The sequence below is a fragment of the Candidatus Methylospira mobilis genome, from assembly GCF_009498235.1.
GTDB classification, from domain to species: Bacteria; Pseudomonadota; Gammaproteobacteria; order Methylococcales; family Methylococcaceae; genus Methylospira; species Methylospira mobilis.
In genome coordinates this window covers 2,156,192-2,178,393 of sequence record NZ_CP044205.1, presented here as the reverse complement: position 1 = coordinate 2,178,393, position 22,202 = coordinate 2,156,192, and the positions used below count along the sequence as shown (strand labels likewise).

General features: G+C 52.7%; 21 protein-coding genes, 2 tRNA genes and 1 pseudogene. 10 read left to right on the top strand and 14 right to left on the bottom strand.

What is annotated here, in order from left to right:
• Nucleotides 1-73 precede the first annotated feature (73 nt).
• Together F6R98_RS09660 and F6R98_RS09655 are read left to right on the top strand one after the other, a co-directional pair.
• Entirely contained in the window at nucleotides 74-484 is a 411-nt protein-coding gene (locus tag F6R98_RS09660; RefSeq protein WP_153248835.1) for a Rap1a/Tai family immunity protein, read from the top strand.
• A complete protein-coding gene (locus F6R98_RS09655) occupies nucleotides 469-897 on the top strand; it encodes a Rap1a/Tai family immunity protein (RefSeq protein ID WP_153248834.1) in 429 nt (142 codons plus the stop codon). Before F6R98_RS09660 ends, F6R98_RS09655 begins: the two co-directional genes overlap by 16 nt.
• Before the next feature lie 222 nt (nucleotides 898-1,119).
• Here F6R98_RS09655 and F6R98_RS09650 read toward each other — a convergent pair whose 3' ends face one another.
• The 3 genes from F6R98_RS09650 to purE form a co-directional block, all read right to left on the bottom strand.
• Nucleotides 1,120-1,608, bottom strand: coding sequence for a hypothetical protein (locus F6R98_RS09650; protein ID WP_194270210.1), 489 nt, complete (start codon nucleotides 1,606-1,608; stop codon nucleotides 1,120-1,122).
• Nucleotides 1,609-1,685: 77 nt separating this feature from the next.
• Nucleotides 1,686-2,828 (bottom strand): 5-(carboxyamino)imidazole ribonucleotide synthase, encoded by a 1,143-nt coding sequence (locus tag F6R98_RS09645; protein WP_228125202.1) that lies wholly within the window; start codon nucleotides 2,826-2,828, stop codon nucleotides 1,686-1,688.
• 1 nt (nucleotide 2,829) lies between these two features.
• Nucleotides 2,830-3,327, bottom strand: a complete 498-nt coding sequence (gene purE, locus F6R98_RS09640; protein ID WP_153248833.1) for a 5-(carboxyamino)imidazole ribonucleotide mutase — start codon at nucleotides 3,325-3,327, stop codon at nucleotides 2,830-2,832.
• 77 nt (nucleotides 3,328-3,404) lie between these two features.
• On the opposite strand from purE, the gene F6R98_RS09635 reads away from it, so the two are divergent.
• The gene (locus F6R98_RS09635; RefSeq protein ID WP_153248832.1) at nucleotides 3,405-3,887 is read left to right on the top strand and encodes a DnaJ domain-containing protein; all 483 of its coding nucleotides are present in this window, start codon (nucleotides 3,405-3,407) and stop codon (nucleotides 3,885-3,887) included.
• A gap of 41 nt (nucleotides 3,888-3,928) precedes the next feature.
• Here the strand turns inward: F6R98_RS09635 and F6R98_RS09630 are convergent, their stop codons facing one another.
• The 3 genes from F6R98_RS09630 to F6R98_RS09620 form a co-directional block, all read right to left on the bottom strand.
• The gene (locus F6R98_RS09630; protein WP_153248831.1) at nucleotides 3,929-4,312 is read right to left on the bottom strand and encodes a DUF1987 domain-containing protein; all 384 of its coding nucleotides are present in this window, start codon (nucleotides 4,310-4,312) and stop codon (nucleotides 3,929-3,931) included.
• A 17-nt stretch (nucleotides 4,313-4,329) separates the two neighbouring features.
• Nucleotides 4,330-4,881, bottom strand: a complete 552-nt coding sequence (locus F6R98_RS09625) for a SiaB family protein kinase (protein ID WP_153248830.1) — start codon at nucleotides 4,879-4,881, stop codon at nucleotides 4,330-4,332.
• A 163-nt stretch (nucleotides 4,882-5,044) separates the two neighbouring features.
• Nucleotides 5,045-6,310, bottom strand: a complete 1,266-nt coding sequence (locus F6R98_RS09620; protein WP_153248829.1) for a SpoIIE family protein phosphatase — start codon at nucleotides 6,308-6,310, stop codon at nucleotides 5,045-5,047.
• Between the two features lie 601 nt (nucleotides 6,311-6,911).
• On the opposite strand from F6R98_RS09620, the gene F6R98_RS09615 reads away from it, so the two are divergent.
• Nucleotides 6,912-7,652, top strand: a complete 741-nt coding sequence (locus F6R98_RS09615; protein WP_228125201.1) for an MgtC/SapB family protein — start codon at nucleotides 6,912-6,914, stop codon at nucleotides 7,650-7,652.
• A gap of 23 nt (nucleotides 7,653-7,675) precedes the next feature.
• Nucleotides 7,676-8,329, top strand: coding sequence for an MCP four helix bundle domain-containing protein (locus tag F6R98_RS09610; RefSeq protein ID WP_194270209.1), 654 nt, complete (start codon nucleotides 7,676-7,678; stop codon nucleotides 8,327-8,329).
• A 979-nt stretch (nucleotides 8,330-9,308) separates the two neighbouring features.
• On the opposite strand, the gene F6R98_RS09605 is transcribed toward F6R98_RS09610, so the two are convergent.
• Nucleotides 9,309-9,385: transfer RNA gene (locus tag F6R98_RS09605), tRNA-Arg, on the bottom strand.
• 424 nt (nucleotides 9,386-9,809) lie between these two features.
• A tRNA-Thr gene (locus F6R98_RS09600) sits at nucleotides 9,810-9,885 on the bottom strand.
• A 256-nt stretch (nucleotides 9,886-10,141) separates the two neighbouring features.
• On the opposite strand from F6R98_RS09600, the gene alaC reads away from it, so the two are divergent.
• From alaC to F6R98_RS09575, 5 genes are all read left to right on the top strand, one after another.
• Nucleotides 10,142-11,326 (top strand): alanine transaminase, encoded by a 1,185-nt coding sequence (alaC, locus tag F6R98_RS09595; RefSeq protein ID WP_153248827.1) that lies wholly within the window; start codon nucleotides 10,142-10,144, stop codon nucleotides 11,324-11,326.
• A 37-nt stretch (nucleotides 11,327-11,363) separates the two neighbouring features.
• A complete protein-coding gene (locus F6R98_RS09590; RefSeq protein WP_153248826.1) occupies nucleotides 11,364-12,674 on the top strand; it encodes a homoserine dehydrogenase in 1,311 nt (436 codons plus the stop codon).
• 21 nt (nucleotides 12,675-12,695) lie between these two features.
• A complete protein-coding gene (thrC, locus tag F6R98_RS09585; RefSeq protein ID WP_153248825.1) occupies nucleotides 12,696-13,838 on the top strand; it encodes a threonine synthase in 1,143 nt (380 codons plus the stop codon).
• A 26-nt stretch (nucleotides 13,839-13,864) separates the two neighbouring features.
• On the top strand, nucleotides 13,865-15,646 hold the full coding sequence (gene recJ / locus F6R98_RS09580; protein ID WP_315699200.1) for a single-stranded-DNA-specific exonuclease RecJ: 1,782 nt from the start codon (nucleotides 13,865-13,867) through the stop codon (nucleotides 15,644-15,646).
• A 70-nt stretch (nucleotides 15,647-15,716) separates the two neighbouring features.
• Nucleotides 15,717-17,072, top strand: coding sequence for a DEAD/DEAH box helicase (locus F6R98_RS09575; protein ID WP_153248823.1), 1,356 nt, complete (start codon nucleotides 15,717-15,719; stop codon nucleotides 17,070-17,072).
• 195 nt (nucleotides 17,073-17,267) lie between these two features.
• Here the strand turns inward: F6R98_RS09575 and F6R98_RS22740 are convergent.
• The 6 genes and pseudogenes from F6R98_RS22740 to F6R98_RS09545 form a co-directional block, all read right to left on the bottom strand.
• Nucleotides 17,268-17,612 (bottom strand): annotated as a pseudogene (locus F6R98_RS22740) (IS66 family transposase); the annotation flags it as partial.
• 400 nt (nucleotides 17,613-18,012) lie between these two features.
• Nucleotides 18,013-19,365 carry a metalloprotease PmbA gene (gene pmbA / locus F6R98_RS09565; protein WP_228125200.1) on the bottom strand — a complete coding sequence of 451 codons (1,353 nt, stop codon included), beginning with the start codon at nucleotides 19,363-19,365 and terminating at the stop codon, nucleotides 18,013-18,015.
• Nucleotides 19,366-19,451: 86 nt separating this feature from the next.
• Nucleotides 19,452-19,676, bottom strand: a complete 225-nt coding sequence (locus tag F6R98_RS09560) for a DUF2970 domain-containing protein (RefSeq protein ID WP_153248822.1) — start codon at nucleotides 19,674-19,676, stop codon at nucleotides 19,452-19,454.
• A 13-nt stretch (nucleotides 19,677-19,689) separates the two neighbouring features.
• Nucleotides 19,690-20,157: a hypothetical protein gene (locus tag F6R98_RS09555; RefSeq protein WP_153248821.1), complete on the bottom strand. Its 468-nt coding sequence runs from the start codon at nucleotides 20,155-20,157 to the stop codon at nucleotides 19,690-19,692.
• 231 nt (nucleotides 20,158-20,388) lie between these two features.
• Complete coding sequence (locus F6R98_RS09550; RefSeq protein ID WP_228125199.1) at nucleotides 20,389-20,793, bottom strand: hypothetical protein; 405 nt, start codon at nucleotides 20,791-20,793, stop codon at nucleotides 20,389-20,391.
• Between the two features lie 174 nt (nucleotides 20,794-20,967).
• Nucleotides 20,968-21,909 carry a DMT family transporter gene (locus F6R98_RS09545; protein ID WP_153248820.1) on the bottom strand — a complete coding sequence of 314 codons (942 nt, stop codon included), beginning with the start codon at nucleotides 21,907-21,909 and terminating at the stop codon, nucleotides 20,968-20,970.
• Nucleotides 21,910-22,202: the final 293 nt, after the last annotated feature.

Sequence of the window (22,202 nt, the reverse complement as noted above, 5' to 3'; positions counted from 1 at the left end):
GAACTTTCGTATCACTGCTATTTTTACCTTGTGATTGTTTGTATGATAACAGCCATGACAACTGCAAACGCATATGCATCTTTATAGCGCGATACCGTCAAACCGCCCAGTCGGTCGTCGCGAAATCATGCCGCTGATTACCGCAATAACCATGTTCTGCCTTATTTTCCTATCCATTTCAGGGCAGTTCGCTCTTGCGGGTAGTTACACCGGCAACGATTTCAAAAAAGACTGTATCCAATACGAACACATGCAAAAGATGACCGGTGATTTCTCTGCCCGGGATGCGGGCTTTTGTTTAGGCTATTTCAGTGCCGTGCTGGAAAATGCAACCGGTTTCTGCCTGCCTCAGGATGCAAGGAAGCGGGACATACATAAAAAAATGGCGCAGTTTCTGACCAAAGCAACAGAGCTGCTTGATCTCGATGCCTCGGAAGTTATTCTGATCGGCTTGAAAGAGAACTTCCCATGCCACAGCAAATAAACATGAAACGCCCTCTTGCTCTTGGAAAGGTATTTCTCACCGCGGCAGGCATGGCAAGTATATGCATGATTTCATTCAGCAATACCGCACATGCGGTTAATGGCATAACACTAAAAAGTAAATGTCAATATCTTCATTCTCAAAATCAGCCTGAAGATTTGGGTTCGACTCCCGAGTATAACATCGGACTATGCACCGGCTATATCATGGGAACAGCAGCGGCCCTCAAGCTCCCATGCTCACAAACGGAGGCTCCGTCAGAGGTGAGCGAAGAGGTTCTGAGTTATCTCGATCGTCACGCTGAAAGGCTGACGCAGCACGCCGGCTCGCTGATCATGGAGGCGTTAAAAGATTCGCCTCTATGTAAACCGGCTACGCCGCAACTCCGCTCCAGACCGACAAAGAAGCATTGATTACTCGTTTGTAGCGCTTCAGCATCCACAGTGGAAAGGAAGACCGATTAGTCAGACGAGACCTGACTTTTAGCGCGGTTAATATAACCGATGCCTTGCTGCGTATCTCGACTGCCTTGCCTCACACTTACGACTGCTTCGCGCTTGACTCACAAGCGCTAGCTGAACAGTGAACCTTTATCCATTTGAAAAAACCCGCAATCACGGGGCGCGCTCATGCCGTTATTTTGCCTGGGGCGCAGCTTGCCTGTTTTCGTTCGCCGGCACCGCGTTCGATTGCTCATGGGGAGTTGATACCGGCTGCGATGCTCCATTTTCAGGGGTGATTTTTTCAATCGCCTGCCCCATGCAATCCATAATATAATCGGTTACCTGCATCGCCGCAGCCTGCGACTCTTTCACGCCGCCAAACAAATCCTTGTATTGGTCGACAGCCTTCTGGGCATCACCGGGAGAATTGACGCTGACAAACTTCGCATAAGCTTCGAGTACCTGCTGCCTCGGCGGATGTCCAGGAAGGGCCGAAACATTTTCCGCGATTTCACTCACGATACAATCGGCGACGTGCGCCGGATCCAGTTTATAGTCCTTGAGATCGGAGTCTTCCGCCAGTTTGGCAGTCAACGCTTGCCTTAAGTCCAGCTGTTCCTTGCTCTCGCTACAAGCGGCAAGAACGACAGACAGTAGTACAGCGATGTAAATGTTATTCATATTTTTCTCATTATTATTAGGGATGCTTCGGGCGGTTCGCTGAAAACATCAGTCACACAAAAGGCAGCATCTAACGGCTATGGTTCAAGTAATAAGCTTTTCAACCGCAAAGCTTGTTGCAGCGCGGCGTCAATATCCTCGGATAATACATTGAAGTGGCCCATTTTTCGCCCGGGTCTCGCACTTTTCTTTCCATACAATTGCAAGTGCACGTTGTCTGCATTCAGTAACTGCGCCCATGGCGGAGCTTTTGCCTGCCAGATATCGCCCAGCAAGTTTACCATCACCACCGGACTCAGCAATCGGGTGCTCGCTGGCGTCAATCCGCATAATGCGCGCACCTGCTGATCGAACTGGCTGCTAAGCGTTGCGTTCAACGTATAGTGTCCACTATTATGCGGCCTGGGTGCAATTTCGTTGATTACCAGAGTGTCATCCGACAGCACGAAAAACTCGACGGCCAAAACACCAATATAATCCATGGCTTCCGCCAGTTTTTGCGCCATGGCTTTGGCCGTGCCGGCTATGGATGCATTGATGCGCGCAGGCGCGATGCTGATATCAAGAATACCGTCCGCATGGCGGTTTTCCGCGACAGGAAAACATACGCTATGCTGCGATCCCACACGCGTCAGAATAACCGAAATTTCAGTCTGCAAATCGAGCTTGCGCTCAAGTACGCAAGGTTTGCTCTGCATTTGCGCAAATGCCGCACGTACTTCGGCAACAGAATTGACGCCAATTTGACCTTTTCCATCGTAGCCTAAACGGGCGATTTTCAGTATGCCAGGCAAATAAAAGGACAAATCCTGATCTAAATCCGCGACCGAATCGACGACAAGAAACGGCGCGGTTTGCAATCCTGCCTGATTGATATAGCGCTTTTCGATAATACGGTCCTGCGCAATCGAAACACAGGCGGAGGAAGGCGCAACACGCACTTGCTCCTCCAGAAAACGCAGCGTTTCACCCGGCACATTTTCGAATTCGGTGGTAACCGCCGCGCAGGTTTCCGCGAGCGAGCGCAAGGCGACGCTATCGTCGTAAGCCGCCCGTATATGAACATCCGCCAACGCTCCGGCAGGGCTATCCTCATCGGGGTCCAACACCGTGACGCGATATCCCATGGAGCGTGCAGACAGCGTAAACATGCGGCCCAACTGTCCTCCTCCCAACATTCCCAACATGGCGTCTGGTACAATAGGCAGCATTAGCGCCATGTCATGTCTCCTCGGGGAGGTCAATTTTAAGCACTTCTTGCTCCTGGGCCTTACGAAAAGCCTGCAGCTTAATATTCAGCGCTTCATCGGTTGTTGCCAACAAGGCGATGGCAAACAAGGCGGCATTGACCGCGCCGGCCTCGCCTATGGCGAAGGTTGCTACGGGAACGCCTTTCGGCATTTGCACGATGGAATACAAGGAGTCCTGTCCCTGTAGATAGCGTCCGGGCACCGGTACACCCAGGATAGGCACCGTAGTCTTTGCCGCCAGCATGCCGGGTAGGTGCGCCGCGCCGCCTGCACCGGCTATAATAGCCTGCAAGCCGCGCGAATATGCCTGTTCAGCATATTCGAATAACCGGTCCGGCGTTCTATGCGCAGAAACGACATGTGATTCGAAGGTCACGCCAAAACTTCTTAATTGACGTGCTGCATGCTGCATGACATCCCAGTCGCTTTTGCTGCCCATAACCAAGCCTATCTGTACTTTACTATCCATAAGGCAACTCACCCGCCTTGAAAAACCGGTGATTTTACCCTACCGTTCACACATACGCATTACAAACTTGTTGAGGAATGGCTTTGCTGCAACTATTGATTGCCGTCATCGTACTGGGGTTGCTGTTTTACGGAGTCGCCAAACTGCTTGGAGGTAATCAGAATCTGTCACGCAGCACGGTATTATGGTCGATTATCGCCATAGCAATCGTTTTATTGGCGCTGACAGGACGACTGGGTTGGTTAGTGCCGTTAACCGGCGCAATCGCCGCATTGCTTGTAAGAAGCGCGCAGACCCTTGCTCCGCTACTCCCGCTGCTGGAAAAAATTTGGCGCGAACACCGCCGCAAACCGGAAGCGGAAACAACGGGCGCTACAGGAGGGGGCAACGGCATGACGCGAGTCGAAGCATTGGCTGTCCTTGGTCTTTCCGAGGGGGCGACACATGAAGAAATCATTGCCGCGCATCGCAGACTGATGCAGAAGGTGCACCCGGACCGCGGAGGGTCCGACTATCTGGCCAGCCAGTTAAACAAAGCCAGAAATATCCTTCTTCAATAGATGCGAATAGGGGCGAAAGAGTGCCGCCCCTTAATCTTTATTCAGACAGCTTCAGCTATAACCCGGCAATCGAGTACCGGAAAATCTTCGGACAGATCGTTACCAAAGCTTTGCATGGTATCGTCATCTTCTTCGTGAAACCAGTTCAGCGTTACCCGGTTATTTTTGCATGCCGACTCGTTCAGCATGCCGAACATGGCATAAAGCTTTTTAACGCTGGCACTGTTAAAATAGCTCAGTCGAAAATTGGCAACTATATCTGCGTCGTCGGTCGCCTTCAAATACTCATCCAGCGCAGCCAGCAGCGGATCCCAGAAAATATTGGCATTTTCAGGAAACGCCTCACCTCTCATACTCAATACATGCTTGTCAAACTCAAAGTCAACTTCAGGTAACTCACCTGCCGCGGCATGATAAATATTCATAAAAACTTCCACCTAAATTAAATAACAACTCTTAGATAAAACCAGGATAAGTCACCTTCGTGTTCCGGTACATCGAACATGGCGTATTGCAATGGCGCAGACGAATCACGTGCCAAGGTCAGGAAGCCCAGTCCTGCGCCTTTGCTGATTGTGTCGTCTGAGCTGTCGTTCTTCATTTGTTCGCGGTAAGCAGCCCGGATTTCTTCGGAATTCATACGCGCAATCGAATCAAGCTTCTCGGAAATACGCGCCTGATACTTGTTTTCAATAATATTTCCGCAAACGATAAAAAACTGATCATCAATGGTGCCTACTGAAACCGAGCCGATGCGCTGTCCGGGAGAGTCGGGGAGCTCCTGCGAATACTGCAGCGCATTCTGCATGGTCTCGATAAAGCTTGAAAACAGTTTTCTGGAAGTAGAGCCTTTGGCATCCATATAGCTCAAACGGCCTCTCAAGGTATCTCCCATGGTTGATATAACCGCTTGAGAAACGTCGCCGCGATAATAAAACAACACGCTGGCTTTGCTCGCAGCTTGCTCAAAGGAACTGAATTGATCGATTTGCATTATGGATAATCTCTATAGATTGAAAATAGTTCATTGCATCAGGTTATATAAACGCTGATTTATTACTTTTCAGGCCAACATGCCCGGTAAAGTCACGCAGGATTTATTTGTCAGTGTTCAGCAAAACTCGATGAATCCGGCCTTTTCCTTACAAGCGGATGTCTCAGGCCCGGAAACCGAAAAAGCAAACGTCGTCCCTGCGACGCTGCGTACCTTGCCATGCGTAGAATGCTTGCAGTACCGCGTCACGTTGTGACGGCATTGCCTTATGGTGGTTTTGCTTTATAAGATCGGAAAGCCGCCGCTTGCCAAAAGCAATTCTTTTGTCCTGGCCTATCTGATCGATAACGCCATCCGTCGTTAGATAAATGCAGCGGCCTCCAGGCAGATCGATTTCGCGATTGGTCCAGGTATTGTCCATGGGGGTTTCTATATAGCCTACCCCTTTACGGTCGCCCTCTATACTTTGTACTTCAGATGCCCCTTCATCCATGAAAAAAATCGGGGTCTTGGCGCCGGCATAAGTCATTTTCCCTGGCTCAATCCAGCAGAAGGCAGTGTCCATACCATCATCGGACTGTCCTTCCCCTTCTAGGCCGCCATCCATTTCCCATTCGTGTTTTTTCAATTGGCGTAACGCAACTTTAAGCTTCTTATTCATTACCGCCAGCAATGTTGCCGGATCGCGACGATCGTGCTCGCGTAGTATGTGCCCCAGAAAAGAAGCAACAATCAATGTCATGAATGCGCCCGGCACACCGTGACCAGTGCAATCTATCAAGGCAAGAAAAAAACCGTCTTCGAACTTTTCGCAGAAATAGTAATCTCCGCCCACTTTGTCGCGCGGTTCCCAGTGCATGAAATAATCGTCCAGAACAGACGCCATATCTTCATCCGATGGACGCAGGAACGAACGCTGAATGGTGCTGGCATAATGGATGCTATCCATGATGACGCGGTTCTTTTCGGCCTGAAGCTCTACTACCAGCTTGATCAGATCTTCGCCGGTTCCAACGCCCATGTATTTGCCATCGTCATCGGTGATGATAAAACCATCGTTCAGATTGCTGCGGCCGTTGCCAACCATTTTATGGCTTAACTCTTCTATACTGGTGTGCTGGTTTACCACTATAGGCTCAGCATTCATGAAGGTATGGCAGGATTTTTTAGCGAACAGATCGTGCGCAAAAGGCCGGGCCATTCCGGTGGTAAACACATTGCGATTAATTAATCCCAACGGACGGCCGTCTTCAACAACCGGCAGACAAACCGCATCGGAAGAAAGCCCGTGCAGCAAACCATGCACATGGCTGTTGCTGTGTTGAGGTGAAAGTACCGGAATTTCCCGCAATAAATTGCGGGCTACATGTCCTGAAGACTCAAATTGCTTGGGTTTGGTTTCTACATTTATTTCTGCATGCGTACTCATTTCGTAGCCTCCATGATAAAGACCGAATAGGGGTTAAAAGCCCTCTGCTTGCAGAGTCACGCTTTCCATATTGACTACTCTAGCGCTATTTTATGTCATCTTAATGACAGTAGAGTTAGGGTTTTCTGATGCAGTTTATGATGAAACTGTTACCGCGATGACTAATCGACCCGAATAGCCGGTATACACGCACCGTTTCTGGCTAAGGTCGGCACACACGCTTTTATCGGTGAGTGCAAGTAACGAACGCAACCACACGAAACAAGTGTCTGACCCGCGCTACAGTTATTACTCAACGTAGCACGCTGATGAAAACGTAGCCGGCAGTCTGTCGAGACCGTTTGCAGTTCTGATGGCGGCAGTCGAGCCTTCGGGACGTGTTTGGTGTGTGGTGAGAAATTATCGGCACGCTCCGCTTGTCTCGACAGGCTTGCATTACTTCCGATGCCTTCGGTCAATGCTGTATAAAACTCTCGCTGAATAGTTAAGTTCTACAGTTATAATGTCCGAAGCCGTTCCGGGTATTGACTGATTCACAATTCATCACCAACCCCGCTTACAATACCGGTCGTGGGCCGGTCAATATACTCAGCGCACGCCCATGTCGAATATTAGAGCAGCCATTATGGAAAGTATTAACCACCTGAATCTTGCTTCGCTGCTTGATACCCTGATCAGCCTGACAACCGCATTTTTGCTGGGCGGGCTGATAGGTCTGGAGCGCCAGTTCCGGCAGCGTACGGCCGGACTACGCACCAATGTGCTGGTAGCGATAGGCGCATCACTGTTTGTCGATATCGCCAATCGCGTCAATGGCCCCGCTGGGTCCGTACATATTATCGCCTATGTCGTATCCGGCATCGGTTTTCTGGGGGCAGGAGCGATACTCCGCGAGGAAGGCGGCGTGCGCGGTCTAAATACCGCGGCAACACTTTGGTGCTCAGCAGCAGTAGGCGCGGCAGCAGGTGCGGACCTGATAATTGAGGCCGTGCTCGGCATGTTGTTCATCGTCACCGCAAACACGCTGCTACGCCCCGTGGTCAACAGCATCAATAGCCAGCCACTGAGTGTTGTGGAAACAGAGGCTACTTATACTGTCTATGCCATAGCAGATCGTAAACTTAAAAAGCAGGGCGCGGCTTCGCTACGATCGACATTGGAGATGGCCAACTATCAGGTGAATAACCTCGCCGTTCTCCCCTTCGGTCTGGATGAAATTAAAATTGAAGCAACGCTATTTTCAAGCTCGCTTAACGGGGAGGAACTTAGCAAGTTTACTCAGCAATTGTCTGAACAGACATGGGTGCATCAGGCATACTGGTCTGCCAGTCCGCACCCTTAATGATAAAAATTGAGATACAAATTATGTCGATTACGCAACGTTTCGGTTTACTGACGTTTATTGCCGCCCTCGGTCTTATCGGATTGGCAAGTTTCAGTCTCCATCAGATGGAGCGTATATTCGCGGTTGCTAATTTTGCAGATACGAACAGTCTTCCCAGCGTACTGGTGCTGGACGATGCCTATAGGGAGGCCATGACCATTGAAGGGTTGTTATGGCAACATATCGCTATGACCGACACCGACAAAATGGCAGTGATAGAACAAAAGTTGAATCTCTCTACCTTGGCTCTGTTGAGCGCACTCGAAAAATATGAAAAAGATGGATTGATCGTAAACGAACGCGATCACGCGCTATTAATAGCCGACTATGCAGCGCAATCGGCCCTCAACTCCCTGCGTACCAGCGTGGTCTATCTTTCGAAATCCAAAAAAAAGGACGCGGCGCTCAAATTGATGCTGGACGGTCAGGGTACGTTCTCGAATCTGAGCGATGCAATGCAGGCGCATCGCATACTGAATTACGACCTTGGAAAGCACTCCGCCGGAGAGGCCGAGTCGACGTTGCAATATGCCTTGCGTTTTCATATGGTTATTACAGGGCTGGTTATCGTTTTCGTAGTGCTTGTTGGCGTGATACTTTTTACATCGCTGCCGAGCGGCAGTAATGCTCCATAGTTTTGATGCCGCCTGTGATTTTGATTTATCACAGAGTATTGTTGTATCAATTCTCTTTCCTGACTGTAATGGCCAACAAAAACCGGACACCTGTTCAGGCGGCGTTTCTATAAAATTCCCGCTCGAATTCGAGCGGGGACCGATAGCCCAATGTTGAGTGTGTCGGCGGCCATTATAAGAAGCCAAATAATCGATCACACTCGGTTTTGCCGCTGCTTGGGGTGTAATGGCAAGGTCTATCACATCGTTTAAAGCAGCCAAGCGGGTTCATATCCACATCTACTCCGACAGGGAGCCGAGCATCACACGGGCGCAGGCCGAGTCTATCTTGACTGAGGTTTTCGGCCAGCGGTCGGTACAGTTCCACCGCGACCGGATTTTCGTTTGCCCTATCGAGCAAGAAAGGCCCGTCAAGCTGGTTTCCCCCAGGGTGGTCATGGTTCGGCACGCTGGGCGATGAAGACACCGAGCGGCGCTTGAAGCTACTACAGGAAGCATACCCAGACCGGCGTGCGCTGGGGAGGTAATGTCTGATTGCACATGAAAGCCTGCCCGTCGGCACCGGGTAGGCTTTTCCTATACCCTGAAAACGGCACCGGGTTGGATGGGTAGCATTATCGTAACTGGAAACCTAATGATTGTGGTTTTGAATCCGGAAAAAATTGGCCGCAACACCTACCGCACATTTGGGGAGGTCAGATCAAAAAAGTATGGCCGGGATTGTGGTAGCCTAATGGGCAACTACGTTGCCCATTAGGCGGGGTATTGGCGCAAATAATAGTACAGATAACTATTCTCATTTACATAAGACTTCTTTACAGGTAGACGCCGCCGACAGAACAAGCGGCTCTGTTACTGTGTAACGGCTTTGGTCTGGTCTTTATGACACTGACAAAAATATTTTTAGTGGTGAATTTCTGGAGAGCGTAGCCCCGTCATTTTAAAGCAAGCGCTAAAACAACATAAGACGTTGATTTATTGGTGCCCCGAGCGCGATTCGAACGCACGACCTTCCCCTTAGGAGGGGGACGCTCTATCCTGCTGAGCTACCGGGGCTTATGGGGTTAATGATAATGACAACGACGCCGCTGTCATTACGTTGCCAGCAACCAAATAGCTTTTTGATTTTTGTCATTGCCATTTTGGGCCTGTTCATTGCAAAATAATAACATGGCACAAATAACATATCCATTCTCTGCTGGCCACTAGATATTGGAAGAAACGGTATCTATCAATGGATTGCCGATTTATTATGCCGCCCTTCGGCTCTGCGTCAAAATATTTGCGCGTTGTCATGATGGCTCTTTCGCTCAAGCATCGTCGGCAGAACAATGGGCCGACCTGATTGCGCAGGCAACAAAAGCAGTCATCGACAGCGCTTATCAAACTCAAAGAGAAACGCGGAAGCGATAGATTTGATCTGTCGAAAAAAGTAGCGCCATTATGTCAGGCTCGCCATAACTCGCGTAACTGATATTTTTGGAGCCCCGGAAAGGAATTGAACCCTCAACCTTCTCATTACAAGTGAGTTGCTCTACCGATTGAGCTACCGGGGCATCAGTATGAACTCTGCGTATCCTTGCAGAATACTGTGCACGTTCAGATTCTCTATTCAAACAAATAACAGAGCACATGTCAAGCCTGCTGTGATAGCCAATGAGCGGAGCTTCAATCGCTCATTGACATTGGCAAGTATAATTATCATACTAAACGATTGGACAATCAACCATCCAACCGCGACGGGCGGAGGATCAGCCTGGGATTTTAAACAGCCGAACCCCCGATCCCGCCCCAAACATTCAAGAGCGCTTAATGCAGGAATTCCAGAGAATAGCCCGTCTTCCGCCTTACGTTTTCAATATCGTCAATGAGCTCAAAGCCAAGGAGCGCTCACACGGAGTTGACATCATAGACTTCGGCATGGGCAACCCGGACCGGCCTACCCCGCAGCATATTGTCGACAAACTGGTCGAAGTCGCGCAGAAAGGTACGGCGCACAGATACTCCGTTTCCAAAGGCATACCGCGTCTGCGTAAAGCCATTTGCAACTGGTATCAGCACCGTTACGGCATAGAAATCGACCCGGAAACGCAGGCCATCGCCACCATAGGCTCCAAGGAAGGGCTGGCGCATCTGGCGCTGGCGACAGTAGGTCCGGGCGACACGGTGCTGGTGCCTAATCCGGCCTATCCCATACACCCCTACGGTATCGTGCTGGCCGGAGCCGACGTGCGCCATGTGCCGATGAAAGATGGCGTAGATTTTTTTGAAGAGCTGGAAAAAGCAATCAAGACCTCCTGGCCAACCCCCAAGATGCTGATATTGAACTTTCCGGGTAACCCGACCACGCAATGCGTGGAACTGGAGTTCTTCGAGAAAGTAGTGGAAATGGCCCGCGAATATAAAATCTGGGTCGTGCACGATCTGGCATATGCGGATCTGGTGTTTGACGGCTACGTAGCCCCTTCCATTCTACAGGTGCCGGGCGCAACCGATGTCGCAGTTGAATTTTTTACGCTGTCGAAAAGCTACAATATGCCCGGATGGCGCGTCGGCTTCATGTGCGGCAATCGCGAACTGGTTTCAGCGCTGGCGCGCATCAAGTCCTATCTGGACTACGGCACCTTTACGCCGATCCAGGTCGCCGCCATCGCCGCGTTGGAAGGGCCGCAGGATTGCGTTGCGGAAATACGCGAAATGTACAAACAGCGCCGCGATGCGCTGTGCAAGGGGCTGATTTCAGCGGGCTGGGACGTCACGCCCCCCAAAGCCACCATGTTCGTATGGGCGAAGATTCCTGAGCAGTATGCCGACATGGGTTCGCTGGAGTTTTCCAAGAAAATCCTGCTCGACGCCCAGGTGGCGGTATCGCCAGGCATCGGTTTCGGTGAGTTCGGCGACGATCATGTCCGATTCAGCCTGATCGAAAACGAGCATCGCACCCGGCAGGCGATACGCGGCATACGTAATATGTTCCGTAAGGATCATGCCGTATAATCCGGACATCGATTATATAAGCGCATAAGGAATTACCGTGACTCCTGTAAAAATTGGATTGCTGGGCCTGGGCACTGTCGGCGGCGGCACCGTTAACGTATTGCGCCGCAATGCGGAAGAAATCTGCCGCAGAGCCGGCCGGGAAATCATCGTCAGCAAAGCGTCGGCGCGCGATCTAAGCCGCGCGCGTATCTGCGACACCAGCGGCATTGAGCTGGTGCAAGACCCGTTCGACATCGTCAACGACCCTGAAATCCAGATCGTGGTCGAGTTGATCGGCGGCGACGGCATCGCGCGCGAGCTGGTGCTGCAAGCGCTGGAAAACGGCAAACATGTGGTAACCGCCAACAAGGCGCTGATTGCGCTGCATGGCAATTCGATTTTCGCCAAAGCCAGCGAAAAAGGCGTGATGGTGGCGTTCGAACCGGCTGTCGCCGGCGGCATTCCGATCATCAAGGCGGTGCGCGAAGGCCTGGCGGGCAACCGCATCGAATGGCTGGCAGGCATTATAAACGGCACCTGCAATTACATCCTGACGGAAATGCTCGACAAGCGCCGCGATTTCCATGATGTCCTGCAGGAGGCGCAAACGCTGGGTTACGCGGAATCCGACCCGACCTTCGATGTCGAAGGCATAGACGCAGCGCATAAACTGACGATACTTGCGTCCATAGCGTTCGGCATACCGCTGCAATTCGATAAGGTGTATATTGAAGGTATCGCCCGCATAACCCGCATAGACGTGGCTTACGCCGAAGAACTCGGCTACCGCATCAAACTGCTCGGCATAGCCCGGCGCACGAAAGAAGGCGTGGAGTTGCGCGTACACCCTACCCTCATCCCGCATCGGCGCCTGATCGCCAATGTCGACGGCGTCATGAACGCCGTCGTCGTCAAGGGCGATGCGGCAGGACCCACGCTGTATTACGGCGCAGGCGCAGGCGCGGAACCGACCGCGTCCTCGGTGGTAGCCGATCTGGTCGATGTCGTCAGAACCTTGACCGGCGACCCGGAAAACCGCGTCCCGCACCTGGCATTCCAGCCCGGGGCTATCAGCGCTATTCCGATCCTGCCGATAGATGCGGTTCACACTGCCTATTACCTGCGCCTGAGCGCAGAAGACAGACCGGGAGTGCTGGCGGATGTTACGCGCATCCTGGCGGGTCATAACATCAGCATCGAAGCCATCATCCAGAAGGAAGCTTTAACGGAAGAAACTTTTGTGCCGGTCATCCTGCTCACCCAGCAAGTATTGGAACGCGAACTCAATGCGGCGATCCGTGAAATTGAAGCATTGGATTGCATCAACCGCCCGGTAAAACGCATACGGGTGGAAACGCTTGGATAATAATCAACGGTAATCCTCAACATGTCCGATCAAAATAGATATACCGGCCTGATAGAACGCTATCGCGACCGTTTGCCGGTCAGCGCCGAAACCCCCATCATCAGCCTTTGCGAAGGTAATACGCCATTGATCCGGTTACAAAACATCCCGCGCCTGCTGGGTAAATCGGTTGCGATTTATGTAAAGTACGAAGGCTTGAACCCCACCGGCTCGTTCAAGGATCGCGGCATGACCATGGCGGTCACCAAGGCGATGGAGGCCGGCAGCCGCGCCATTATCTGCGCATCCACCGGCAACACCAGCGCCGCGGCGGCTGCTTATGCCGCCCGTGCCGGCATTACCGCGTTCGTACTGATACCGGACGGCAAGATTGCGATGGGCAAACTGGCGCAAGCCATGATGTACGGTTCGACGGTGATACAGATCAAGGGCAATTTCGACGACGGCATGCGTTTGGTAAAAGAAGTAGCCGAACATGCGCCTGTCACCATCGTCAACTCCATCAACCCGTTCCGCCTGCAGGGCCAGAAAACCGCTGCGTTCGAAATCGTCGACGCGCTGGGGAAAGCGCCTGACTACCATTGCCTGCCGGTCGGCAACGCCGGAAATATTACTGCGCACTGGATCGGTTATTGCGAATATAGCCATTGCGGCAACGGTCCCGTTACACAAGCATGCGCGCTGTGTGGAGGCAACTGCGCTTTTGTCAGCGGCGGCGCGGTTTGCGGCAACCGGCCGCGCATGGTCGGGTATCAGGCCAGCGGCTCCGCGCCGTTTTTGCGCGGCCATATGGTAGACAATCCTGAAACTGTGGCTACCGCGATACGCATCGGCCACCCGCAAAGCTGGAACGCCGCCTGGGAAGTGATGCGCGAATCGGACGGCTGGTTCGACGAATTCGGCGACAGCGAGATCCTCGCCGCTCAGAAACTGCTGGCCGAACAGGAAGGCATATTCTGCGAACCCGCTTCGGCCACATCGCTGGCCGGCGCAATGCAGGATATCGCCAGCGGCAAGATAGCGGAGGGCTCCAGCGTGGTCTGTACCTTGACCGGCAACGGGCTGAAAGACCCGGACACCGCCATTTCGCAATGTCTGGTAGCGCCGATCACCATAGAAGCAAAACTGGATGCTGTCAAAGCAGCCATTCTAGGTACACTGTAATCGAGCCGTTTACGGGAAGCACGGCGTTGCTCGCGCATCCGTCCGCTTGCAGAAAGATACAGCGCCGCGCCTGCCTGTTGCCGGATCAGGCCGAGCAAAATCGCCCTGACCTCCTCGCTCTCCCGCCATTGCTGCAACGTATTTACCATACACGTGGCGTTGAAAGCGCGGAAGCGCTGGATCGCTCCCTTGCGCGCCTGCCTTCGCCCTGGCTATTGAGCGGGATGGAACAGATGGTAGACCAACTGGCCGCCGCATTCAGAAACCGTGAACATATCCTGATCGTAGCCGATTTTGACGCCGACGGCGCAACCAGTTGCGCCGTGGCATTACTGGGCCTGACCCTTCTGGGAGCAAACCGGGTTTCCTATCTGGTGCCGAACCGCTTCGAATACGGTTACGGCCTGACGCCGGAAATTGTCGAAGTCGCCGCGCACTCCAATCCGCAGGTGCTGATCACGGTAGATAACGGTATTTCCAGTCTGGAAGGCGTGAAAACCGCGCGTAGCCATGGCATGCGGGTATTAATCACCGATCACCATCTGCCGGGCGCCGAACTGCCCGATGCGGACGCCATCGTGAACCCTAATCTTCCCGGCGACCGTTTTCCGAGCCGCTCGCTGGCCGGAGTCGGCGTGATGTTCTATGTACTGCTGGCTCTGCGCGCGCGCTTGCGCGAACTTGGCTGGTTTCAGGAAACCGGCAGAACCGAAGCCAACCTCGGACAACTGCTGGACCTGGTGGCGCTGGGTACCGTGGCCGACGTAGTGCCGCTGGACAACGTCAACCGCATTCTGGTGCACCAAGGCATACAGCGCATCCGCAGTGGGCAGGCGCGCCCCGGCATTCTGGCGCTGTTAACTGTCGCCGGACGCAACCCGCGCAACATTACCGCCACCGATCTTGGCTTTTGCGTTGCGCCGCGTCTGAACGCCGCCGGCAGGCTGGAAGACATGGCGCTGGGCATCGAATGCCTGATGAGCCAGAATGAGCAGGCTGCGCAAACCATGGCGGCTGGGCTCGATAAGCTGAACCGCGAGCGGCGCGAAATAGAAGACCAGATGAAACAGGACGCGCTTGAGGTGCTGGCACAACTGGAAAACGCCGGCGGCGCAGCGCAAACCGTGAAAGCAGCGTACTGTTTTTTCGATCAATCCTGGCATCAGGGCGTCATCGGCATTCTGGCTTCGCGCATGAAAGATCGTTTGCACCGCCCGGTTATCGCCTTTGCGCCAGCCGTTGACGAAGGCCAAATCAAGGGATCGGCGCGCTCCATACCCGGCCTGCACATACGCGACCTGCTCAGCGAAATTGCGACCGAACGCCCGGAACTGCTGTCTCGTTTCGGCGGTCACGCCATGGCGGCCGGTTTGACGCTGGATAGGCAAAACCTGGCGTTGTTTTCGCAATGCCTGGAAGAAAAAGCGGCGCAACACCTGGAGGGAGTCGATCTCGACAACGTATTGCACAGCGATGGCGAACTGGCTGTCAGCGAATTGCAACTCAGCTCGGCGGAGTACCTGCAAAATGCGGGGCCTTGGGGACAAGGCTTTCCCGAACCGCTGTTCGACGGCGAATTCGAAGTCGCCCAGGCGCGCATCGTCGGACAAAAACATCTTAAATTAACGCTATGCCCGGTCGGCGCGATGCATCGGATTGATGCCATCGCCTTTTTTGTCGAACAGCCGGAAAGCTGGCTGGGATGCAGCCGGCTCAAAGTCGCCTATCGTCTCGATATCAACGAGTATCGCAACAACCGCACGGTGCAGTTGCGAGTGGAGTATATGGAAAAAAACCAGGCCGAATAGCCGCAAGCAGACAACGAATACGGGATACACCGATAAATCGGTATACCCTTAACCTAAACACAGGAAAGACATGCCATTTACCCAACTCGGCCTGCGCGCCGAAATTCTTCGCGCCGTATCGGAACAAGGTTACGAAAACCCGACCCCCATTCAAGCCCAAGCCATACCGCTGATACTGGAAGGCAAAGACCTTTTAGCCGGTGCGCAAACCGGTACCGGCAAGACAGCCGGATTCACTCTGCCGTTACTGCAACGCTTGAGCGAAACGCCCGCAGCGAACGGCGGTCCTCGTTATATTCGCGCGCTGGTGCTGGTACCCACTCGCGAATTGGCGGCGCAAGTATTCGAAAGCGTGAATACTTACGGAAAATACCTGCCCGGCATACGCCCGGCGGTGATTTTCGGCGGGGTCGGGATGGTGCCGCAGATCGATCATCTGCGGCGTGGTGTCGACATACTGGTGGCGACGCCGGGGCGCCTGCTTGATCACGTACGGCAAAGAACCATGGATTTGTCGCGAGTGGAATTCTTTGTACTGGATGAAGCGGACCGCATGCTGGACATGGGTTTCATACACGACGTGCGCAAGGTCATGGCGCTATTGCCGCAACAGCGCCAAAGCCTGCTGTTCTCGGCGACCTTTTCCGACGAAATACGCACCTTGGCCGGACAGCTTTTAAAGCAACCATCCGAAGTTTCAGTCGCCCGCCGCAACACCACTGCGGAAAATGTACAGCAATGTGTTTATCCGGTTGAAAAAGACCGCAAACGCGAATTGCTGTCCTGGCTGGTAGGCAGCGGCAACTGGAAACAGGTTCTGGTTTTTACGCGCACCAAGCACGGCGCGGACCGATTGGGCCGTCAACTTGAACGCGACGGCATAGAAACGGCGGTACTGCACGGCAACAAGAGCCAGGGCGCGCGCACCAAAGCCCTCGACGGCTTCAAGCAAGGCAAGGTTGCGGTGCTGGTAGCGACCGATATCGCCGCTCGCGGCATCGATATCGACGAACTACCGCACGTAGTCAACTTCGAACTGCCCAATGTGCCGGAAGATTATGTGCATCGCATCGGCCGCACCGGGCGCGCCGGCGCCAGCGGCGAAGCGATTTCGCTGGTATGTCACGAAGAAGTCAAACTGCTGGCGGCAATTGAAAAATTGATCAAGAGAGAAATTACGAGGGTGACCGCCCCGGGGTTCGAGGCAACATTCAGTTTCGATCCGCGCCTTGCGCCAAAAACACCGCCTAAAACGGCCCAAGTGCCGCGCCCCGGCGCAAAACCCGGATATCCGCCGCCGCACAGCAGCGTTGGCCAACGACCGGGTGAAGCAACACAACAGCGTCCGGCATCGGGAGATAGAAACCACGGCGGCAATGCAAATCGTCCGCGTGTGAATAGTCCCCGCCCTGCGCGCGGGCGTTAGGAAGCATGTATAGCTAGCTCGCACTATCAACGCTTCGGGCCGGGCTAAATTCCCGGCCGACCTCGAAAGTAACCGGCAACCAACTACGCGGATGTAGAGGGAAAAACGCAAAGACAGTAAGCGTCTAGCGGCACCACCTATCGCTACGAAGCGGGTTGCGTTTTAATAGCCTCAAGCGGAAACGGCAGCAGCTCGTCAATACGGTTGTTGAGCCAGACAGGCAGTTTTTCCAGTCATTGCACCGGATTGAGTCCATTGAGTTTGGCTGTACCAAGCAAAATCTGAATCGCGGCGCGCGTTGACCGCTTGCTCGGAACCGGCGAACAGCCAGTTCTTTTTGCCGATGGCAATGGGACGAAAACTGTTTTCCACCGGATTGTTGTCGATCGGCAGATGGCCGCTGTCGGCATAGCCAATCAGGGCAGGCCAGCGTTTGACTGCGTAATCCAGCTCTTTGGCTGATCCGCCGCCGCTGTGGCGGGTGGGTACACGGGTTTCTATTATCAGCCAGTCCTGCAGGGCTGTCAGTTCGGGTTTGCTTTTTTCTGGTGCAGTTGCCGGTGTACTGCAATGCTCAGGGTTTTGTCACCGCCTCGATTGCGTACAGTCTGGCAATACGCAGCAAGGCTTCCAGCACCATCGGGCTATCATTGACTTTATGCAGATCGAGAATATCCGGCGCTGCCCGATACAGCCGAGTTCGATTCAGGACGGCGCTCCATCGCGTTCAACGGCGAACAGGAGTTTGTATAACCGCCATAGCCGTCGACCATGAGGCCGACCTACCTGTTTGCCCAGGAAGTTGCGCGCATGCTTACCGCTATGTCCTGATTGATAGTTGAAGACGATAATGCGATGCCCCGGTTCCAGGTCATTGTTGCGATAGGCCCACAGGGTAGCTGCGGGCTTAAAGCTCCTCGTTGCAAGCGCTCTTGCATGCCTAGTTCCCTGCAACCGTCATTTTTTCGAGCAGTACCGAACCACTCCAGATACCGCCGCGTTTATCGACATCGTTGCCGACAGCAACCACGTTCAGGAACATGTCGCGTAAATTCCCGGCAATGGTGATTTCTTCGACCGCATATTGGATGACACCATTTTCCACCCAGAACCCGGCAGCGCCGCGCGAGTAGTCTCCAGTAACAAGATTGATGCCCTGCCCCATTAATTCGGTCACCAGTAAACCGGTGTTCATCGTCTTAAGCAGTCCGGCCAAATCAAGATTGCCTGGGTCAATAGTCAGGTTATGCACGCCGCCCGCATTACCGGTGGTAGTCATGCCTAATTTTCGCGCCGAATAGGTATTCAGTACGTAGGATTCCAATATGCCGTCTTTTATCAGATCGTGCGCGCGAGTCCGAACGCCTTCACCGTCATATGCCGCGCTACCCAGAGCGCCAGGTATATAGGGTTGCTCGTGTATATGTAAAAAATCCGGAAAGACAGTCTTCCCGAGACTATCCAGCAAAAAAGAGGACTTACGATAGAGATTGCCGCCGCGTATAGCGGCAATAAAATGCCCGAAAAAACCTCCGGCAACATCAGCGGCAAACACGACCGGGCATTGCCGTGTCGTCAGCGAACGCGCGCCCAGTCTCTGCACCGTACGCTCTGCGGCTTTGATGCCGACAGCTTCGGCCGGCTCCAGTCCCTCTTGAGTACGCGCCACTGTCCACCAATCGTCGCGCTGCATGCTGTCCCCGCGCTGCCCGATGACGGAACAGGACAAACTATGCCGGCTACTGGCATACCCGTGCAAAAAACCCAGGCTATTGCCCAATACGCGATACCCGGAATAAGTGCTGATGCTGGCGCCTTCCGAATTGGTAATCGCGGCGTCATGGTTCAATGCCGCCTGTTCGCACGCCAAGGCATGTCGAATACCTTCTTCCGGAGTCAGTGACCAGGGGTGGTAAAGCGACAAATCAGGAAACTGCGTCGCCAGAAGACCGGCTTCCGGTAAACCGGCGAATTCATCCTCAGCTGCGTAGCGGGCAATCCGGCAGGCCGCAGTCACCGATTCGCGTAGCGCCTGGGGTCCCAGGTCAGTGGTACTGGCAGAACCCTTGCGCTGTCCGAAATAAACAGTAATACCCAAGCCCTGACTACGATGATGTTCTATGGTTTCCACTTCGCCCAGTCTTACGCCGACGGAAAGTCCACGGTCCTGGCTCAAACCGGCTTCCGCAGCCGTAGCGCCTTGCGCTGCCGCTTCATTCAGGACAAAAGCGGCCAGATTTTCCAATCGTGCGGTATCAAAATCGTTATCCCCTAGCAAATCAGGCTGAAACACATTTACCTCTAACTTGAACTATTACAAAAAAATATGGCGCAGGGGTAAACCCCTGCGCCCGGAAGACTTGCCTATCAGATGCCAGCTCAAGACGCGGAGGCGAGCACCAGCTTCACTATACCGTAAACTGTCAGTACGAACACCACTGTGGCCACAACGCCGACCGCGATATATACTTTCGCCGATCCGGCTTGAAAGTCTCTCGCACGATTTTTCTGGCTTTGCACACCGAACGCTGCCGCCAAAACGCTATTTACTACTTGTAACAAACCGGGTTTTTCCGGTTTCCCGGAATCTGGCGCTGTCGTCACAGTTCATCCTCCACTATTTGTTGCCCGCTGCAGCTTTATTTTTTTTGTTCTGATAAAATTTAACGCCGAAAGCTATGACTACAACCAGCAATAACAACAATACCACTTCGTGTGTTCTGCTGAGCGCTTCCATGCCTTCTTCGTCGGTATTGAATGCATAGGGACGCAAATAAGTCGTCAAAAAATAGGGCACTACCATCACTACAACGGAAATAGCAAAAGAAACAATAATTTTATCCGCTACCCGATTATCGCTAAAGCTGATCTTATCCAGAAACAGCTTCATGATCAGATAGCCCGGCAGGAAAATCACCATAACGGCAATCAGCACGCGCTCCAGATAATAAAAAACAGAAGTCGTGGTAAAAACGGAGAACAACAGCACGATGAGAGCAAGCACGCCGCCCATGCGTATCCATAGTTTCCTGTCGTCTTCATCGAATGTCAAAAAATCATCCAGGTATTTCAGATAATTGTTCATTTAAATCCCCCTTTTTCAAAGTAATTATTATTGGAACGATTCCCTGTTAAGTCACCCCGCACCTTTATGCGAGGATTGTTTATTTATTATTTTTAACAACTATTCAGCTAACCAGGTTGGCGGCTGGGGTAAGGCTGTCGAGACACGCTGTAACTCCGTCCCTGGAAGCTCTCTGCGTCCATCCATGGTAGCAGCAGGTCTCTCGCCAACCTTACCACTGAGCATAGTTACTTATTTTTTTCTGAAAAAATAGAATCCTTCCATACCGCCCTGCAGAGTCATGCTATCCGCGGTTTTTTCGTAAACGACAAACTCTTCCTTCTTGCCCGGGCGGCCGGGATTATCGGCCAGTATCCTACCATTAACAATCGCATAATTGAATTGTTGAGTGTCTTCGCGTCCGAAGTGACGGTTAAACCCTGAAGTCACAATAACACCATTGGGACGGAACTCCCATACCCTGTTTTCAGCTATTTTCGGCTTGGTCAAGCTCGGAGAGACGGACTCCAGCGTCCATGATCCCGCCACTTCGCTTATATCCTTTAGTTGTACTTCTGCAACCGCGAGCCCGGGCAGGAAAGCGGCCGTCAGCAGCAAAACCTTCCGCAAGGAATTTTTTTTGATTTTGTTATTCATTTTTACACCTCAAACACATATAAATGTAGCATCAGTATTGCCCCAACGCCATAAACAATACATTGCATAAGAAACAGTTCCACGATTTTCCGGTTCGCTGCCGCCCATCGAAAGGCTATCTGCAAGCGAGGATTTTGACACTCCAGCGTCGCCAAGGCAAGAAAAGGCCACAGATTATCGCGGATTTGACGCGGACGATTTGACGCTGACCACAAGCACTCCGGCCAATACCAGCAAAAATCCGGCAATCTGCAATAAATCGAGTGTTTCGTCAAGGATAAAATATGCCAATATACAGGTCGAAACAGGACCTATGCTACCCAACATGGCGCTACGGCTGGCCCCGATGCGCTTCAGCCCGTGCGCAAGCAGCCAGGATGGAAAAACCGTCGAAACCAAAGCCATAATCAAAGCCAGTCCATATACGGGCGCGGCGAAGCCCGGCAACCCCGGTTCCTTGTCGAAAGCAAATTGCGCCAGAGAAGCGATACTTGCCGTAATCATCGCCCAGGCGGTAAAACGCGTAGCGCCGAAACGGACGATCAAGCGGCCGCTGCCCATCAGATAAACCGCATAACTAACGGCGCTGATAAAAACCAGCACGACTCCCAAAATACGTTCCTGCTGCATGGAGTAATCAAGCACAATCTGTTGAAAAAACACCGCTCCGATGCCGATATAACTTAATATCAGGGCCACGCCCTCCCTGCCCGAAATACGGCGGCGCAAAAAAATCGCCGACAATACGATAACGAGCGTGGGATACAGGAACAGAATCATACGCTCCAGACCTGCGCTGATGTACTGCAATCCCAGAAAATCCAGATAGCTGGCCAGATAATACCCCAGCAACCCGAGACCGAACATGTGCAGATACTCGCCAAAGCGCGGTTTATCGCCGCCGCCGCCGCTTTGCGGCGCAAACAGCATCAGCACAAAAAACGGCAGCGAAAAAGCCATGCGTAATGCCAGAAGGCTGACAGCGTCCACGTCATAATCATAAGCAAGCTTGACGAGTACTGCCTTAACGGAAAAACCTATAGCCGCCAGACACACGAAGATGCCGCCTGCCAGCGACGAGCATAGGGCGGCGCCCTGTTGTTGCTGATTGTTCATAAAGTCCCCGGTTGTACGGACCTTACGACAGAAGATGGAACAGACTGCGGAAGATCCGCAGTGTTAGAAAAAAACGAGCTAAACCACGGCGGTCGGGTTGTTACGGCCCAGCCACCACAGTCGTGAAAGGAAAATGGAATTATTTACAGTGTTTATGTTCATGTGCTAACCATATCACAATTTTTTAGGCGTAACAAACCGAGACATGCGCCCATAATTTTGCTTTTAAATCCACAGAACCTGTGGATAACTCTGTGCGAAACGTGTTGCCGCAACCGCTATCACCGGGTTAA